The organism is Sphingomonas sp. UYAg733 (assembly GCF_054057355.1).
Map to the genome: position 1 here is coordinate 24,769 of NZ_JBSRZE010000019.1, position 18,113 is coordinate 42,881.

Annotated in this window: 17 protein-coding genes; 6 read left to right on the forward strand and 11 right to left on the reverse strand. The window is 63.3% G+C overall.

Annotated elements, in window-relative coordinates; genetic code table 11:
• Positions 1-207 precede the first annotated feature (207 nt).
• The 10 genes from ACVWZA_RS19605 to ACVWZA_RS19650 form a co-directional block, all read right to left on the reverse strand.
• Positions 208-963 (reverse strand): tetratricopeptide repeat protein, encoded by a 756-nt coding sequence (locus tag ACVWZA_RS19605; RefSeq protein WP_457313077.1) that lies wholly within the window; start codon positions 961-963, stop codon positions 208-210.
• On the reverse strand, positions 960-1,688 hold the full coding sequence (locus ACVWZA_RS19610; RefSeq protein ID WP_457313079.1) for an alpha/beta hydrolase: 729 nt from the start codon (positions 1,686-1,688) through the stop codon (positions 960-962). Before ACVWZA_RS19610 ends, ACVWZA_RS19605 begins: the two co-directional genes overlap by 4 nt.
• A 552-nt stretch (positions 1,689-2,240) precedes the next feature.
• Positions 2,241-3,179: an alpha/beta fold hydrolase gene (locus tag ACVWZA_RS19615; protein ID WP_457313080.1), complete on the reverse strand. Its 939-nt coding sequence runs from the start codon at positions 3,177-3,179 to the stop codon at positions 2,241-2,243.
• Position 3,180: 1 nt separating this feature from the next.
• A complete protein-coding gene (locus ACVWZA_RS19620) occupies positions 3,181-3,384 on the reverse strand; it encodes a helix-turn-helix transcriptional regulator (RefSeq protein WP_457313082.1) in 204 nt (67 codons plus the stop codon).
• Positions 3,381-3,797, reverse strand: coding sequence for a hypothetical protein (locus ACVWZA_RS19625; RefSeq protein ID WP_457313083.1), 417 nt, complete (start codon positions 3,795-3,797; stop codon positions 3,381-3,383). The genes ACVWZA_RS19620 and ACVWZA_RS19625 overlap by 4 nt, the downstream gene beginning before the upstream one ends.
• A 747-nt stretch (positions 3,798-4,544) precedes the next feature.
• Positions 4,545-4,697, reverse strand: coding sequence for a hypothetical protein (locus ACVWZA_RS19630; protein WP_457313085.1), 153 nt, complete (start codon positions 4,695-4,697; stop codon positions 4,545-4,547).
• A gap of 478 nt (positions 4,698-5,175) precedes the next feature.
• On the reverse strand, positions 5,176-5,967 hold the full coding sequence (locus ACVWZA_RS19635) for a DUF1828 domain-containing protein (protein ID WP_457313087.1): 792 nt from the start codon (positions 5,965-5,967) through the stop codon (positions 5,176-5,178).
• Positions 5,964-6,476 carry a hypothetical protein gene (locus ACVWZA_RS19640; protein ID WP_457313088.1) on the reverse strand — a complete coding sequence of 171 codons (513 nt, stop codon included), beginning with the start codon at positions 6,474-6,476 and terminating at the stop codon, positions 5,964-5,966. Before ACVWZA_RS19640 ends, ACVWZA_RS19635 begins: the two co-directional genes overlap by 4 nt.
• A gap of 237 nt (positions 6,477-6,713) precedes the next feature.
• Positions 6,714-6,968: a DUF6356 family protein gene (locus ACVWZA_RS19645; RefSeq protein WP_457313090.1), complete on the reverse strand. Its 255-nt coding sequence runs from the start codon at positions 6,966-6,968 to the stop codon at positions 6,714-6,716.
• Between the two features lie 66 nt (positions 6,969-7,034).
• Positions 7,035-8,459, reverse strand: a complete 1,425-nt coding sequence (locus ACVWZA_RS19650; protein ID WP_457313092.1) for a glutamate ligase domain-containing protein — start codon at positions 8,457-8,459, stop codon at positions 7,035-7,037.
• Positions 8,460-8,565: 106 nt separating this feature from the next.
• On the opposite strand from ACVWZA_RS19650, the gene ACVWZA_RS19655 reads away from it, so the two are divergent.
• The 6 genes from ACVWZA_RS19655 to infC all read left to right on the forward strand — a co-directional run bounded on the left by ACVWZA_RS19655 (position 8,566) and on the right by infC (position 17,235).
• Complete coding sequence (locus ACVWZA_RS19655; protein WP_457313094.1) at positions 8,566-9,399, forward strand: LD-carboxypeptidase; 834 nt, start codon at positions 8,566-8,568, stop codon at positions 9,397-9,399.
• A 64-nt stretch (positions 9,400-9,463) separates the two neighbouring features.
• Positions 9,464-9,715 carry a hypothetical protein gene (locus ACVWZA_RS19660; protein WP_457313096.1) on the forward strand — a complete coding sequence of 84 codons (252 nt, stop codon included), beginning with the start codon at positions 9,464-9,466 and terminating at the stop codon, positions 9,713-9,715.
• Positions 9,716-9,824: 109 nt separating this feature from the next.
• Positions 9,825-12,683, forward strand: coding sequence for a DUF2339 domain-containing protein (locus ACVWZA_RS19665; protein ID WP_457313098.1), 2,859 nt, complete (start codon positions 9,825-9,827; stop codon positions 12,681-12,683).
• Positions 12,680-14,020, forward strand: coding sequence for a DUF3999 family protein (locus ACVWZA_RS19670; RefSeq protein WP_457313100.1), 1,341 nt, complete (start codon positions 12,680-12,682; stop codon positions 14,018-14,020). Before ACVWZA_RS19665 ends, ACVWZA_RS19670 begins: the two co-directional genes overlap by 4 nt.
• 579 nt (positions 14,021-14,599) lie before the next feature.
• Complete coding sequence (gene thrS / locus ACVWZA_RS19675; protein WP_457313101.1) at positions 14,600-16,600, forward strand: threonine--tRNA ligase; 2,001 nt, start codon at positions 14,600-14,602, stop codon at positions 16,598-16,600.
• 131 nt (positions 16,601-16,731) lie between these two features.
• Positions 16,732-17,235 carry a translation initiation factor IF-3 gene (gene infC, locus ACVWZA_RS19680; protein ID WP_457313103.1) on the forward strand — a complete coding sequence of 168 codons (504 nt, stop codon included), beginning with the start codon at positions 16,732-16,734 and terminating at the stop codon, positions 17,233-17,235.
• A 64-nt stretch (positions 17,236-17,299) separates the two neighbouring features.
• Here the strand turns inward: infC and ACVWZA_RS19685 are convergent, their stop codons facing one another.
• Complete coding sequence (locus tag ACVWZA_RS19685; protein ID WP_457313105.1) at positions 17,300-17,944, reverse strand: glutathione S-transferase family protein; 645 nt, start codon at positions 17,942-17,944, stop codon at positions 17,300-17,302.
• Positions 17,945-18,113: the final 169 nt, after the last annotated feature.

Genomic DNA, 18,113 nt, shown 5'->3' on the forward strand with positions numbered 1-18,113 from the left:
CCTCTTGCTGGCGTCGCGTCCCAGATAGGGGCTCGCGCGATATCCTGCCAGCGATGCCGCCAGGAAGAATCGTCGTCAGCCAAACAAACCGTTCAGCCTCGGGCTGGATCCATGGCCTTCGAAGCCCGCTCATCGCGGGCGTTGACCCAGTGAGACAAGCCCTTCGACAAGCTCAGGGCGAACAATGGTGTGGTCGTCCGGGCGAAATCAGGGTTTGGCCGGTGTTGTGAACTGAGCCAGCGCGGCCTTGGCGGCGATTCCGGACTCGCTCTCGGGCGCGATCTTGCTCGCTTGCGCCCATGCTGTCTTCGCACCCGCCTCATCGCCGCCAAGCGCGGCGATATTGCCGGCTTCGAGCTGCACCGACGCATCGTCGCCCGACCGCTTCAGGGCCTCGGCGATATCCTTTCGGGCGCGCGGCAAATCGTCCATCCGGCGTGCCAGCGTAGCCGACAACAGCCAGGCGAGCGGATCGGCGGCGGCATCGACCACCGCCAGGTCGAGATCCTCGCGCGCGCCGGCCAGATCGTTGCCCGCGACTTGCGCCCGCGCGCGATCGAGCAAAGCCTCGCCGCGCTGCAACCCGGTCAGCGACCCTGCCGCCAGCGCCGCGTCGAGCGCCGCGCGCGCCTTGCCCGGCTCTTTCGCGGCGAGCCAGGCATTGCCGCTCTGCGCCCAGAACAAGGCGGCACGCTTGTCCTTCGCCAGTTCCGCCGCACGCGCCGCACCGTCGAATTCGGCCGCCGCGGCGTTCCAATTCCCGCTATTGGTGTAAGCGACACCAAGGCATTGCCGCGCCAGGAAACCGCCGCCCGACAATTGCCAGCGTCCCGCCTCGTCCGCGCCGGTCGCCGGATCGTTGGTCGCGAGGTCCAGGCAGTGGGTATAGCGATCCTGCGCGGGGGCGGGTGGCCCTGCCTGAACGGGCGCAGCGGCGGCGAGCAACAACAGGGGCAGGATCATAGGCGCGATATCACATCCTCGACCGCTTTGATCAGCAGCGCGATATCGGCATCGCGCGACAGGCGGTGATCGCCATCCTTGACCAGCACCGTCTGCACATCGGCTGAACGGATCATCTCGGCGAGCCGGGCGGTGCGCGTCCATGGCACATCGCGATCGAGCTGCCCCTGGATCAGCCGCACCGGGCAATCGACCGCGATCGTGCCGAACATCAACCGGCTCGCCTCGCCCGAATTCCAGAACGCGGCGGTGGTGATCGTCGGCTGATCCGAATAGGGCGAGGCGCGCGATACCTGGCCACCGGACAGGATCGCCAGCTTCTCGTCGGTGGTGAAGCCCCAGTCGGTGAAATCGGGCGCGGGCGCGACACCGACCAGCCCGGCGACCAGTTCCGGCCGGTCGCGCGCGATCAGCAGCATGATCCACCCGCCCATCGACGATCCGACCAGCACCGCCGGGCCGTTCGCCAATTGCTCGATCATCGACAGCGCATCGTCGCGCCAGCCGGTCAGCGTCTGATCCTCGAACGCGCCCTCGCTCTGTCCGCACCCGCCATAATCGAAACGCAGGAACGCGCGGCCCTTCGCCTTGGCCCATGCCTCCAGCGCGAGCGCCTTGGCCCCGGTCATGTCGGAGGCATAGCCGGGCAGGAACACGATGGTCGGACCCGCGCCTTCGGTCAGGTAATAAGCGAGCGCGGGGCGGGGTGGGACGGGGTCGGTCATGTGGCGGGCCTTAAGGGATATGACAGCGGAATTGTATCCCTGTCGAAGCGGGGCGTCACGCGGGGGCGAGGCTGCTTCTTATCGTTCGTCATGTGAAAGAGCGGCACGGCGGCGTGAGGTGCCGTTGAAGGTGGCCCTGACGGTAGGACGGGCGGGGGTTGAATCGATGGCCGTCCGAAGGCGTGCCCAGGCCTTACGTCGCTGCCAATTTTCCCGCAGCTATGGGAGTTTTTCGGGGAAATGCTTTTTTGAGCGTTCTGCGGGAAACTGCGGGAAAAACTGCGGGAAAATCGACGCATCTCAACGGGAATTTTGCGACCGCTTTACGGGAATATCGGGAATGGGCTGGGGTGGAAGTCATCGGTCTGCTCGGCTCCATATCTGCCTGATTCAACTGGCCGGTCGGGCAAGTGCGCGTGATGCCGTGCCGGAGAGCGAGCATGACACCGCGGCAAAGCGACCTGAATCGAGCGGCCGAAAAAATCATGTCGGCAGAAGGACGAGTCCCTCTGCCGACAATGCCGCAACCTTATTTTCGACAGGGTCGAGAAATCACTTTCCCGCAAATGCCTTTAGCGCGGTCATGAACGCCTCGGGCTGATCGAGCATTACGAAGTGGGCGGCGTCGCCGACCGGAACGTAATCGACATGCGGCGCGGCCTTGAAGTTACCCTGGAACATCGCATCGGCGCGATCCTTGGGCAGACCCGCTTCCGACCAGGCATAGACGATCGTCAGCGGCGTGGTGATCGATGCAAGATCGGGCCGCACATCGGTGACCAGATCCTCATACAGCGCCTCGCCACTGACCCGGGGATCGGCCGCCATCATCCATGCCTTCACCTTGGCGCGCGATTCCGGTTTCAACGCCAGGCCGTTGGCGGTCTGTTCGGCATAGGCGGCGTTGGCCGGCTTGCCATATCCCGCCGCCATCTGGTCGCGGATCATCTTCGCTTGCGGTTCCATTATCGCGACGGTCGCGCCGGGATTGAAGATCAGCCCGACATAAGGTAGCGAATCGACGATCATCGCGCGCGGCACATGGTCGGGATGCGCCTTGGCCATCATCAGCGCGACCAGCCCGCCCATCGAATGGCCGACCACCGCCGCAGGCCCGATCTTATGTTTGACGATATAGCCGTTGAGCTCGGCGACCATGCCTTCAAGCAGGCCGGGTTTGAGGTTGCCGCGCGGGTCGTCGCCGGCAAAGCCGTTGACCTGGACCAGATAGACGCGGTGCGTCTTCGCCAGTTCGGGCACCACGCCGTCCCACACCGCACGCGGCGACGACAGGCCGGGAATCAGGAAGATCGCCGGCCCCTTGGTACCGACGGCCTGGATCGAGATGTGATCGAGCTGCGTGGTCGCCGCATCGGCCTTGACGGTGGTTGCCGGGACTGCGGCGGTCTGGGCATGGCTGGGGTTGCTGTTGAGGATGACCAGCATGGTGACGGCGCTGGCGAGGATGCGGGCTTTGAAATGGGTGATCATGTCAGGATTCCTTGGTTGGGCTGGTGAAAATGTCTTCGATGGTCAGGTCGAACAGTTCGGCGATCTTGAAGGCGAGCGGCAGCGAGGGATCGTAACGGCCGGTCTCGATCGCGTTGACGCTCTGGCGGGAGACTTCGAGCCGGTCGGCGAGATCGCCCTGGCTCCAGTCGCGTTCGGCGCGAAGCACCTTGAGGCGGTTTTTCATGCCTCACCCCCCGCGTCGTCGCGCAGCGTCAGCTTGTTCATGCAGGCGCCGAGGCCAAGGCCGCCGAACCACAGCACCGCGACATAATAGGCGTCGATATGGCCGACGAGATCGAAGCTTTCGAGGAAACCCCAGATCGTCGCGAGGCTGAGCGCGAAACCGCTCGCCCATAATGTCTGCCGCACCATCAGCATGCGGACATATTCGTCGGTTTCTTCAACCAGGTAGCGGCCGATCGCGACGAAGATGCCGATGATCGGCAGCGCGGGCAGGATCGCGGCGACATAAGCGGCCGGACCGGCGAGCAGCTTGTGGTTGAAGCCATAGACCGCGCCACACAGGAACAGGGCGTAGAACAGGCTGAGGAGGAGGACGGTGCGATTGTAGCGGCGAAGCGCCGTCGACTTGGACATGTAAAAGCTCCTTTCGAATCAGTAAATGAAGCTTTACAGTAAAGGGAACTTGTCTGTCAACTGTCTTTTCCATATTGAACGGGAATCTTGTCAGGCTTGGCGATAGCCAGGCCATCGCCTCCGAGCTGTGATCGGGGCCATGACACAAATGACTTATGGCAGGCTGAAATCTCGCCGACCAACCGCATCTTGCGGTGTGAACGAAAACCAGTGCGCAGAGATTGCCCCTGCGGGGCATCTGAGAACCGTCTCGTTATCGGCGAGAGCTAGCTTCGCAGCCTAAGCGTCAATTCGCTCAATAAAAGGCACGGGTTTAAGGGAATGGGTCTCTTTTAGCTGAAGTGCATTGGATGTGCGACCCGATATAAGGAATACCTTATGTCCGTCTGCGAAGCATGCGACATATGCAGAACTCATGGACGTTAGCCCAATTTTCCGGCGTAAAAGCCCGTGAGCATGCATCTAACAAAACCCTAACAAACACACACTCTCATTATTTCGGCGCTCCACGGGGCGCTGTGGCGATTCAGGGTTGGATTTGAACTCGCTTTGCCGTACACAACAAAGCGAGCCGGAAAGAGCTACCACTCCATCCGGCTCGCAATGTTGTTGTCTTAAGAACCTCCAGCTCGGACCAGCTGTCGGCGGTGTGATCACCGGAATGTAGTACGCTTTCCGGCGTGCATCGTCAACACTGGTCGGGGCTTTTTTAGAAAGCCTAGTACCATGAAACGCACTCGTTCTCCTTCAATTACGCCTGAAATGGCGGCGCATATCCGCTTCCTGATCGTTGAGCGTAAACTCTTTCAGCATCAGGCTGCGGCCCTGTGTGGCGTCAACCAAGGCCGCATTTCGGAAGTTATGCGGGGGGTTCGCCATCCCGGCGTCGCTCCCGCCCAAGGCTCACTCCCTTTCTGAGTTCGGCTACCTGCCGCAGAAAGGGGGTGATATCCTATGGTAACGCACGAGCGCGGGCGTGATGCTGGCTCCGGCCAGTTCATTCCCGTCAAAGAAGCCGAAAACCGTCCTCGCACGACGGTGGTTGAAACCTACAAGACTAATAAAAACGGCCCGAAAAACTAAGGATGGCCTCCTGAAAACTGCCGCCGAACTCGCGAGGTTCGGTGGCTTTTTCGTTGGCTATCTATCGCGAGTATTTTTGGCGGTTTTATGGCTTAGCGGCTTCGGATTGAATCAACGCGCTTGACTCCTGTACGCTGGCCTCGCCGATGCGCGCCTTGATAGTGCTCCGTCTCGCCCGCCATTAGTCATCCCCGCCGCCGTGGCTTTCGGGATCGATCGGCTTCTCGTGCGGGTTAGGCGGGTGCGGACATCCTGAGGAATACGTCATCTTTGCGCAGTTTTTCACCTCTAGCGCTCAGTGCACCGTTCCCAATGTCGAGCCGAGCGCCTCGCGCTCGATGCGATTGATCGATGTGGTTTCGTCGCCACGATAAATGGGCAGCGCAGCGAGGCGATTGGCAGCGCGCCTTCGCAAGTCCTGATTGATGATGTTTTCGCGCTCCAGCAGCGCGATGACCTGCACTGGCTCCTTGACTTCGTACAGTGACTGCATCTGGAGAAAAATCGCGTCGTTCACGCGTTGCGCGGATGATCCAAAGAACAGCGCAACTGGCGTGCGGCCCGGTCCACGGATGACCATGTCAGGCACCGTGTCCGACAAGGCAGCGCTTACCGGCTTGTCCTGCTCAACAATGGCTTTTCCGTCCATACGCTCCAGAACGCGAGCAGCCGCGTCTTCTTTGAACGTGCTGGCAACCTTGTCCTTAGTGAGCAACAGGAAATCATTGATGCGCAGCATGAACGACAGGAAGCGCATGGCGGCGCGGGGCAAATCCTGCTCGTGCACCGATTCAGTGTGCAAAAGCATCTCATCCTCGTCGAACTCGACCTGATGCGCGGTCAGAAGCGCCTCGAATGCTTCCGCGCGCGTATCAGTTGAAAAATCCACACCAGCACCCTCGAGATAGGCGATAGTGGCGCCATCGTCTTCAATGCGAAATATATCGGGAAGGGTTTTGTCGCGAACGATATAGAACGCGACCGCATCACCATCGTCGCGACGGAACGTAGTCGTGACGGCAAAACCGGCCGGAACATCGGTCAGCTTCAGATCACCGCAGAAGGCCTGGCAAAGAGCCTCTTTCACACGAGCGCGCCTTTTTCCTCAATATGGAAGAATCGCATGGTTCGATTCCAAAGCCAAGCGTCCTGCGTTCCTGCCATCACATTCGTAAACTCGGTCTTTCTATGGCGAACCCGGGCATGAGGGAGGCGTTTGACCCACGGCCCATGTACGAGAGTTCCGGCCGGCGCTGAATCGACGTCGTTCCGCTCACCACACAGAGTGTGAATGTGCCAGCCTGTAAAGTGATCAACATGATATTCGTAACAGCAGAGGACGATCAGATCGCGACCACTCCACATTGCGAGATGTGCACTGGCCTTTGCCTTATCAAGGTTCAGCATTAACCGAACGACGAAACGGCGTCCCTCGCACGAAAACTCAACAAATCGCCATTGCCACGATGGGCCGAACGACCACGCCCTTTTGCCGGCTTTCGACAAGGGAAATCTCGCCTTCGGAATCTTGCCGGAACCCCAGTCAAAGACTGTGATTTCAGACTTTTTCCCCCTGATCACGTCCTGCACGCGCATGAACGATGAGTGTGCGAGTTCGTTATCCGCGTCAATCCTGCTTTGACCCGGCCCATCGAATGGGCTCCGCCGGGGAACTCGCACAGGCGGATTTTACGCTTACCCAATGCGACCGCCGTCCAGTCGATCGACAATCATTGCGTTGTCATTAGAATGTAGCAGGCAGCGGTTGGGCGTCGAGCATATACCACCGCCCATGAGGTGCCTGAGCGAATCGATGCGAAATCCGCGCCCGGCTCAGATAACGTATTCGACCGTCGTCATCTGAGCCTGCGCCGCGCGAATCGCGCCGCGCTTGGCGACGAGTTGTTCGTGCAGTTCCTTCACCGCGTCGCTGCCGGCGGTCTTGAACGCGAAGGGCAGCCAGGCGTGGAGCATGCAGCCGAAGCCGCCGCGCACCATGCGGAAACCGAAGCGCGACGCGACCCCGAAATGCTCGCCAAAGCTCTCACCGACCGACTCCGGGTGATCGATAAACAGGCGGCGAAACATGGGCGATCCTCTTCGTTGCAGGCCAGCGGCCCTATCATGGGCCCCTATCATGGGTGGCGCCGGCTGTCAGCCTCTGGCGGCAATTCGCGCAAGCATTTCGGCGGCCAACAGGCTCAGCGTGTCGTCGCGTGCGCCCATCACGACGATGCGGTCGCCGGGCCGCGCCTGATCGGCAAGCGCCGCAGCGGCATCGGCACGGTCGCTGATATGCAGCGCCCGATATCGAGATGGGCCGCCCGACGCCGCGACATCGGCGATGATATCCGCGCTGGTCACTTCACGCGACACAGTACCGCCCTGATAGACCGGGTCGGGCATCACCAGCAGGTCGTCCGCGCCGAGCTTTGCCGCGAACATGGCGACAAGTTCCGACCGCATCACCTTGAGCGGGCCATAGCCATGCGGCTGGAACAGGATCAGCAATCGTCCGGGAAAGGCATGCAGCGTGTCGAGCGTCGCGGCGATCTTGTCCGGGTTATGCCCGAAATCGTCGATCACGCTGACGCCGCCGGCTTCGCCGACCAGTTCGAAGCGGCGCTTGAGGCCGGTGAAATTCTCGATTGCGGCGATCGCCTGGACCAACGGCACGCCCGCCGCCACCGCCGCACCGATCGCCGCCAGCGCGTTCGAGACGTTGTGGCGACCGGGCACCGACAACCGCACGCGATGGCGTTCGCCTCCGGTCAACAGGTCGAATCGAATCGCGAACGGTTCGGGTTCAAGGGCCTTAGCGGTCAGGTCGGCGGGCGCGTCGATCGCAAAGGTCGTGAGTCGGCCGCGATCCAGCGCGGCGGCGAGCAATGCGGTCTCTGCGTCACCGATATTGACCAGGGTCGTCCTTGCCTTGCCCGCGAAATCGCCGAACAGCTGGCGCAGCTCCTCGAGCGATTTATGGTCGAGGCTGACATTGTTGAGCACCGCGATATGCGGATGATAGAGCGCGATCGATCCGTCGCTCTCGTCGACCTCACTGACAAATACGTCGCCCGCGCCGACGCCCGCACCGACTAACGCGCTGGCAAAGGGGGCGTCGGGGCTGACGAAATTCTTCATCACCGCACCGTTCATCACTGTCGGGTCGCGTCCGGTCGCGTGGAGGATCCAGCCGATCATGCCGGTCACGGTCGATTTGCCGCTGGTCCCCGCGACGCCGATCGACAGGTCGCTGGCGTTGAACAGGCTGGCGAGCAATTCCGCGCGGCTCATCCGATCGGCACCGACCCGTTCGGCCGCGACGATATCCGCGATGGTCGATTCAACCGCGGCGGAGGCCACGACGATCTGCTCGGCGCTGGTGATGCCGCTGCCGTCCTGCGGGAACAGCGCGACGCCGCGCGCGCGCAGGTCGGCGAACTTGGCCGGCAACCGCGCCTGGTCGAGCGTCCGGTCCGATCCTGCGACGGTTGCGCCACGCCCGGCAAGGATCATCGCCAGCGGCATCATGCCGCTGCCGCCGATCCCGACGAAGAAGTAGGATTTGCCGTCAGCCATGGGCGCGCGCTATCGCGGCATTTCGGAGCAGGGGCAAGTCGCCCGTTCTCCTCCGGCTTTGGATTGCACGGGCCGGCTTTGGATTGCACGGGAAGGCGTCGAACGAATGCGCATCGGAGTAGTGAGCCCGGCACGGTCGATCGACATTCTGGTCGAGAACCGCGTCAAGGCGCTGATCGCGCTGACCTTTCCAGAGGTCGATATCGTCTTCCATCCGCAATGTTTCATGGTCGAGGGGCATTTCGCCGGCTCCGACGCGGTGCGCGCCGCCGCGTTCCTCGAATTCGCCAACGATGCCGGGATCGACGTGATCTGGTTCGCGCGCGGCGGTTATGGATCGAACCGGATCCTCGAAACGGTCCTGCCGCAACTCAACGCGGCGGCGAAGCGCAAGACCTATCTCGGCTATTCCGACATGGGTTTCATGCTCGGCGCGCTTTACGCGCGGCGCATCGGCCGCTCCGCGCACGGCCCGATGCCGAGCGAAGTCGGGCGCAAGAACGACGCTGCGCATTGTGTCTCGCGGGCGCTCGCCTGGCTGGTCAATGGCGACCGCAAGTCATTGGAGCCGACGATCGACAGTCCGGCGGGGATCGGGCGTCCGCACGTCGCGTTCAACCTGTCGATCCTGACTTCGCTGATCGGTTCGAAATATCTTCCCGACCTGACCGATCATGTGCTGATGATCGAGGAAGTGAGCGAGCCACTCTACCGCGTCGACCGCATGCTCTTCACCATGGCGCATGCGACGCAGTTGAAGGGCATCGCCGGCATCCGGCTCGGCCAGGTCAACGACGTGATCGACAATGACGTGACGTTCAACGAAACGCCCGAACAGATGATCGTGCGCTGGTGCGCGGAGATGGGCGTGCCCTATCTCGGCCGCGCGCAGATCGGCCATTATGCCGATAATTGCGTGGTGCCGTTCGGGGTGGCGTGAGTTGACGATCGCACATCCCGGCCCGACATCAGTCGCGACCGATCGCAAATCATAGGGCACCGACATGACCCCCGACACCGAAAACCAGTTGGCTACGCTTATCGACCTGACGGGGACGGTGCCGTTGATCGCGCCGCTGCGCGAATGCACCAGACATTTCGCCGCGCTGAAGGTCGAACATCGCGCCGATGCGCGGATATTGCTCACCCAGCCGGTGGCGCGTGCGGGCCAGAAGACCAGGACCTGGCTGCTCGAACCGGCCGAGATCGCGGCACTGGTGACGCACTTCGGCGGCGCGGATGGCGTGACCAGATAGGCGTTCGCAGCGTCCGGCCGGCACGCCGGGATAATCACACCTCGACCTCCCTTGCGGCATGCGCCATATTTGCTGGCGCGCCCGGCACGCGCACGGGGAGGGGACGGACATGATTTTCACGGTGGCGATCATCGGAGCCATCGCGGGATGGATCTTTGCCGAACTGGAAACCTATGGCCTGGTGATCGGCGGCATGATCGGGGCCTTGGCCGGTCTTGCCATGCGTTTCGCGGTGCGTCGCGAAATCGCCACTGCCACCGCCGGTCTGCGTGCGCAGATCGATGTGCTGCGCGCCGCCGTAAGAGATGGGCTCGCGCCCGAAGCGCGTCCTGGCCCAAGATCGCCAAACGAGCTCATTGCCACGCCCGGCGTGCGCCCCGCCGCCGCCGTTTCTGCTGCTGCCGTGCCTCCCGCGGTTCTCGCACCGTCACAGGTCACCTCGCCCGCTTATGTCGCGCCGCGTGTGCAAACCCCGGCAGCGCCCGATCCGGTGACGGAAATGGCGGGCAAGGTCGGTGCGGCGATCCGCAACTGGCTGTTCGGCGGCAACACGATCGTGCGCGTCGGGCTGGTGATCCTGTTCGTCGGACTGTCGTTCCTCGCCAGCTACGCCGCGTCGGTCGGGTTGTTCCCGATCGAATTCCGTCTCGCGTTCATCGCGATGGCCGGGATGGCCTTGCTGGTGGTCGGTTTCCGCACTCGGGTGAAGCGCCCCGAATTCGGCCTGACGCTGCAGGGTGGCGGTGTGGCGACGCTCTATCTCACCCTGTTCGCCGCCGCGCGGTTGTTCGATGTCGTGCCGGCGCTCGCCGCGTTCGTGCTGATGATCCTGGTCTGCGTGCTCGGCTGCGCGCTTGCGCTGCTGCAGCGGTCTCAGGCGATGGCGATGACTTCCTTCGCCGGCGGGTTCGCGGTGCCGCTGCTGCTGAGCACCGGCGGCGGCAATATCGCGGCGGTGTTCGCCTATTACACGGTGCTTAATCTCGCCATCCTGTTCATCGCGCAACGCCAGTCGTGGCGCGGATTGAACCTGATCGGCTTCTTCGCGACCTTCGGCATCACCTCGGTCTGGATGGCGCTGAGCTATCAGCCGACCGACTATCCCGCGGCACAGGCGTTCGTGATCGTGTCGGTGCTGATCTACCTCGCGACCGCCGTGCTCTACACGCGGGGCACGCCGGGGCGGCTGGGCAATGTCGTCGATACGACATTGTTGTTCGGACCAGCCCTGGCCGGCTTTGGGTTGCAGGTCGCGCTGGTTCACGACCGGCCATTCGGCAGCGCCTTTGCCGCGCTCGGCTTTGCCCTTATGTATCTCGGCGTCGCGGCGTTCACCCTGCGCTATCGCCGCGAAAGCTTCCGCGTGATGAACGAGGCGATGCTGGCGATCGGCATCGGCTTCGTCACGCTTGCCGTGCCGCTTGCGCTTGGCGCGACCTGGACATCGGCGGTCTGGGCGTTGGAGGGTGCGGGCGCCTTCTGGGTCGGCATGCGCCAGGCGCGGTGGATGCCGCGATTGTTCGGCCTGTTGCTGCAACTGGCGGCGGCCTTTGCATATATGGTCGGCAGTGGAGAGAATATCTCCGCGCTGCCGATCGCCAATCCCGCCTTTGTCGGGGCGATGCTGATCGCGCTGTCGGCGCTGGTCATCGCCTGGTGGCTGCGCAAACCCCTGGCGCATAGCGGGTCATGGTTCGCCGGACGTTATGCGGCGGCCGAGGTCGCGCTCGCCATACCGGCATTCCTGTTCGGTTTCGCCTTCTGGTGGGGCACGTGGATCTTTGAGGTCACCCGCGCGCTGCCGCCGGTCGTGCGCAGCGGAATGCCGCCGGAGCATGTGTTCGACCTCGTCACACGCTTCCTGCTCGTCATGCTCGCTTATGTGCTCAGCGCCTTTGGTGCGCAGGCGATCGCGCGGCGCACCGGCTGGGCGGTTGCCGCATGGCCGTCGCGCGCCAGCCTGATCGCGCTGGGACTGGCCTTTGTCGGGCAAGTGAGCGCGGGCGGGCATGTGCTCGAAACGCCGGGCTGGGCGGTCTGGATCGTGGCGGCGGCGGTCCATCTGCGCATGCTGTATCTGAACGATGCGGCCGATACGCCCGCGCTTCGTCCGTTGCTCGGCGCGACGCACGTCGGCGGCGTGTGGCTGGCGACGCTGATGCTCGCCGATTGCCTGTGGCTCGGCGTCGATCGCGCCGGTTTGTGGGAGACGTCCTGGGCCGGACTCACTTTCCAGCTAAGCGTGCTGGCGGTGCTGGTCCTGCTCACAGCATGGGCGGGGCGGAGCCTGAAGGCACAAGCCAAGCGCTGGCCGCTCGACCGGCACGCCGTCGCATATGCCTGGTATGCGGCATTGCCGATCGCGGCACTGGCCTTTTTCGGCGCGCTCGTCACCGCGACGATCGCGTCGGGGCAGACCGATCCGTTGCCCTATCTGCCGCTGCTCAACCCGGTCGATTTGACGCTCGCTTTGTCGCTCGCCGCGCTGGAGCTGTGGCGTCGCGCGATCGTGGCGGCAAACCCGGCTGTGCCGGGTTCGACTGCGCTCGGCGAAACGCCGGCGCTGGCGGCACTGGCGGGGCTCGCCTTCATCATGGTCAATACGGTGTGGATGCGCGCCGCGCATCACTTGCTCGGCATCGAGTGGAATCCGGAAGCACTGCTCGCCAGCGTCGTCGTGCAAACCGGCATCGCCATATTGTGGACGGTGCTTGCGCTCGGATTGATGATCGCGGCGCATCGGCGCGGGCAGCGCAAGATGTGGCTGGTCGGTGCCGGGCTGCTCGGGCTGACCGTGGTCAAATTGCTGCTGGTCGATCTCAACGCGGCGGGTGGCGGCGCGCGTATCATCGCCTTTATCGTCGTCGGCGTGTTGATGCTGGTGGTCGGTTATATGGCACCATTGCCGCCAAGGGCGTCCGAGGCGCCAGCCCCCGGCGATGCCGAACAAGCGGGAGCAACGACATGATCGGGCGTCGGACTCTGGTGGGCGTCATGCTCGCTTCGCTTTCGCTGATCGCCGCGGCGCCGGCCGGTTCGGACAAGGATTCGGCCGCCTATCGCGTCCGCCTTGCCGTCACACCGGCCGCCGATGCGCCGGCGCAGCGGCTGACTCTTCCGGCTGAGGTTCTGGCAGTCCTGCAGACCGCCGATGCCAGCGATGTGCGCCTGTTCGATGCGAGCGGCCGGATGCTGCCGATCGCCCGCGCCGAAGCCGATGCGCCGGCGGAGCGCCGCGACGAGTTGAAGGCGTTGCCGATCCTCGGCGCGCCCGATGCGCTGAAGGTCAGTGGTATCGCGCTCAGCCTCGACCGCGACGGTCGCGCGCGCGTCGTCCGGCTCGACGATGCGGCGGACGATCGCACAACCGGGGCGGTCGTGCTTGGCGCGCTGCTCGATGCTCGCACCATCGCCGGCAACACGAAAAGCCTGACGCTCGAGGCCGATCTACCCGCCGGTCAGCCGATCACCTTCACCGTTGCGGCAAGCGGTGACCTGAAGACATGGCGCCAGATCGGTGAACAGGTAATCTACCGCACGCCGAATGCGGCCTTTGCCGGCACGGAACTGACTTTGTCGGATGCGACGCTGGAGCGCGACTATCTCCGCGTCACCTGGCGTGCCGACTCGCGGCTCCTGTCGCCGGTCACGGTGCGTGGAGCGACGTTGCGCACGCGCTCCGGCCTGGCCGATGCCGGCGCGACGATCGATGCCACGCTGCCGCCGATCAGCGATGTGCATGTCATCGACGTCGCGCTGCCGTTCGCGACGCCGCTTTCCGCGATCACCGTAGTGCCGGCGGGCGACGATCTGGTCGTGCCCGTGCGCATTCTCGGCCGCAACGACCGCGAACAACCCTGGACCCCGCTCGGTGAGGGCGTGGCGTCGAAGTCCGCGCCCGGCGCCATTGCGCTCAATGGCCCGGCATTTCATACGCTGCGGATCGAAGCGGATGGCAAGACCGCCGGCTTCACCGCCTCGCCGACGCTCCGTCTTACCTTCGCTTCCCGTGCACTCGTCTTCCTCGTGGCGGGCAAACCACCCTTCACCCTTGCCGCAGGCCGTGCCGGCACAGCCGATGCTTATCTGCCACTCGAGAGCCTGACACCGAAGCCCGCCGACAAGCTCCCGATCGCGACTATCGCGGCATCGACCGGACCGGCCTTATCGCTCGCACCAGTCGACGATAGCGGTGCCACCGGGCGAAAGACGATGCTTTGGGTGATCCTGCTGGTTGCGACTGCTTTGCTCGCCGGCATGGCATGGCTGTTGTGGAAACGGAGCGCTACGCCGCAAGCGGTTTAGGTTTCGAACCTAAACCGGAATGACGGGAATCGATCCACTGGCAAACCTTGCGCTAAGCGATACCTCACTGCCATAATGCGGCATGAACTGGATCCTCCGGCGACATCATTTCATGGGAATAGCTGGCGTGGGCATCATGTCTGGTATCGCTATGTTCTGGCTTGGGCGGCCCGATGCGTTTCCACGATCGCTTGCGGTGTTCGCCTTTGGCTGTGCGTTGCTCGTCGTTTCTGTAATCGGCAATCGGCGGAGCGGCGCGAGATCGAACGGTAGCTAACCACATTATTCTTCGTTCGAACCTTCTGAGCTTACGACCTAGCTTCCTCAACCCCACTCGCTTATATCCACGCCATGCACCGCGCGACCGCCTCTTGCATGACTACCACCACCCCGGTTTTCCGGGGGGATCTCGGCCTGCGCGTCACTCGCTGACGGTGCCTGTGCCGAGAGCCTCACCCGGGAACGGGTGAGGCGGCGTCTCTCTTCCGTTCCTGAAAACCATCCACGACGCTTTTCCCAAGGCTTTTCCAAAGCGCTGCGGGTGTGCATAAGCCCGCCAAATCCACAGGAACGAATTCGATGAACGACATGCTTTCGATCACGCTGCCCGATGGTTCGGTCCGTGCGGTCCCGCTTGGCACCACGCCGGCGGATATCGCCGCGGCGATCGGGCCGGGCCTGGCCAAGGCGGCGATCGCGGCGCGCGTCGATGGCGAGCTGCGCGATATCATGCGCCCGTTCGAGGGCGATGCGCAGCTCGCTTTGGTCACGTCGCGTGACGAGGCCGACGCGCTCGAACTCGCGCGGCACGATTATGCCCATGTGCTGGCCGAGGCGGTGCAGTCGCTGTTTCCGGGCACGCAGATCACTTTCGGCCCATCGACGGATGACGGCTTCTATTACGACTTCGCGCCGAAGGACCGGCCGTTCACCGACGAGGACCTGCCCGCAATCGAGGCGGAGATGCGCAAGGTCATCGCACGCGATGAGCCGCTGATCCGCGAAGTGTGGAGCCGCGCCGACCTGATCGACCGCTGGCAGAAGCAGGGCGAGAGCTTCAAGGCCGAATGGGCCGCCGAACTGCCCGAGGGCGAGGAATTGACGGTGTATCGCGCCGGCACGGGCGCGGACGCCTGGCTCGACATGTGCCGCGGCCCGCATCTTGCCTCGACGGGGAAACTTGATCCGCAAGCGTTCAAGCTGACGCGCGTCTCCGGCGCTTATTGGCGTGGCGACCAGAAGAACGCGATGCTTTCGCGCGTCTACGGCACCGGCTGGCTCAACAAGAAGCAGCTCGACGCGCATCTCGTGCGACTCGAGGAAGCGGCCAAGCGAGATCACCGCAAGATTGCCGCCGAGATGGACCTGTTCCACCTCCAGTCGGAAGCGCAAGGCTCGGTCTTCTGGCACCCCAAGGGCTGGACGATGTGGCGCGCGCTCGAGGCATATATGCGCCGCAAGCTCGATGCCGCCGGTTATGCCGAGATCAAGACGCCGCAGCTGATGGATGCCAAGCTGTGGGAAGCATCGGGCCATTGGGGCAAGTTCCGCGAGAATATGTTCGTCGTGCCCGACGAAGTGCCCGGTACGGACCCCGACAAGCCGGTGCTGACCGGCGCGGGCGACCTGATGGCATTGAAGCCGATGAACTGCCCGGCGCATGTCCAGGTCTTCCGCCAGGGGATCAAGTCGTACCGCGATCTGCCGCTGCGCCTTGCCGAGTTCGGCTGCTGTCACCGCAACGAGGCGCATGGCGCGCTGCACGGCATCATTCGCGTACGGCAATTCACGCAGGACGATGCGCATATCTTCTGCACCGAGGATCAGATCATCTCGGAGACGCGGGCGTTCTGCGACCTGCTCGATTCGATCTATCGCGATCTCGGTTTCGATTCCTACATGATCAAGCTCGCGCTGCGCCCCGACAATCGGGCCGGCGAGGATGCACTGTGGGACCGTGCCGAGGGCGATCTGCGCACAGCACTCGAACAGGCCGGGCGGCTCAACGACACTTACAGCTATGAAGAATTGCCGGGCGAGGGTGCGTTTTACGGCCCCAAGCTCGAATTTCATCTGACCGATGCGATCGGCCGGACCTGGCAGTGCGGTACGCTGCAGCTAGATTATGTCATGCCCGAACGGCTCGATGCCTCGTATGTCGGCGCGGACGGCGAACGGCATCGCCCGGTGATGCTGCATCGCGCGATCCTCGGCACGTTCGAACGATTCCTCGGCATCTTGATCGAACATCATGCGGGCCGCTTCCCGCTGTGGCTCGCGCCGGTGCAGGCGGTGGTCGCGACGATCGTGTCGGATGCCGACGACTACGCGCATGAGGTCGTGGCGAAGCTGGCGGCGGCGGGGCTGCGGGTCGAAAGCGACCTGCGCAACGAAAAGATCAATTACAAGGTACGTGAGCACAGCCTGGCCAAGGTCCCCAATCTGCTGGTGGTCGGCAAACGCGAGGCGGAGGAGGGCACGGTCGCGCTCCGCCGTCTCGGCAGCGACCGGCAGGAGATGCTGAGTCTCGACGATGTGGTGGCGATGCTTGCGAAAAGCGCCTTGGCACCCGATCTTTAGGGCTGCGTGGACGACCATCAACGCGCGGCTTTCGCTCAGTCGCGCGTTGAGCTATGGATCGCGCGCAAAATAGCGGAACAACCACAGGAGCTACACCTATCCGACCCCCTATGACCCGGCAGGCGCCACCGATGAACGGCCCCCGCTTCAACGAATTCATCCAGTCGCCCAAGGTCCGCGTGATCGATCAGGACGGCGAGAATCTCGGCGTGATGTATACCCGGGAAGCGATGGAACAGGCGCAGAGCATCGGGCTCGACCTTGTCGAAGTGTCGCCCAACGCGGATCCGCCCGTCGCCAAGTTCCTCGATGTCGGCAAATTCAAGTACGAGGCGCAGAAAAAGGCCAACCTCGCACGCAAGTCGCAAAAGACGCAGGAGATCAAGGAGATCAAGATGCGTCCGAATATCGACGACCATGATTACGACACCAAGATGAAAAAGGTCGCCGAATTCATCGGCGAGGGCGACAAGGTGAAGATCACCCTGCGCTTCCGTGGCCGCGAATTGAGCCATGGCCAGCTTGGCATGGCGCTGCTCCAGCGCGTCCAGGCCGATGTGGTCGAGACCGCCAAGGTCGAGGCCTATCCGCGCATGGAAGGCCGGCAGATGCTGATGGTGCTCGCGCCGAAATGATCTGATGCTCGGCGCCTGCCGGAGTCGAGACGCCGCCGGGTAGATTGTTCCCGGCGGCAGTGCGCTATTGACTAGTCAGCGAAGCCGCCCATGCCCGCGTGGCGTGACATGTTTCCATGGTCCGCTTGTAGGCGTCGCGTCTGGTAGTGCGGGCGACATAGGCTCGCTCCGCCTCGCCCAGAGTGAAGCCCACGGTTCTTTGGGCCAGTTCCAGGGCATAGGTCACCGAAATGTCAGCCGCCGTGAACTGCTGGCCGGCGAGATAGGGCGAGCGCGCAAGCTGGCGCGTCACCAGCCGCAGCCGGGTTTCGAACACGTCCAGCGCTTGTCGGGCGCTCCAGTTGTACCGCTCGGCCTCGGGCGCGCAATTGCGCGCGCCGTTGACGAAGTAGATCGAGGCGGCGAGGCCGGCTTCGCCGAGGTGCAGGAATTGCTGGTACGCGGGAAAGTCGGGATCGCGCGGGTCCGGCGCGAGCGGCGTCGGCCCATAGCGGGCCATCAGATATTCCATGATCGCGATCGACTCGACCATCGTGACATCGCCGTCCTGGATCGCGGGAATGAACCCGGCGGGGTTGATGGCCAGAAACTCCGCATCGCCCTCGACGCCGGCGAGCAGGTCCACGTCCCTCAGCCGATACTCGAGCCCCATCTCTTCCAGCAGCCTGACGACGCGGAACCCCCTACCTTCGCCGAAAACGCTTATCATGCTGCGCAACCTTCCAACTGCTTGCAATTTGCAATCGGTATTGAATAATCCCACTGATTCTATTTTACAAGCGGTCGCAGCTGATCGGCGAATGTGTGCTTCCGCAGTCCTTTTTTTCTAAATGCGGACCAAGAACAAACACCAATCGCGGACATTTGAGCCGCCGACT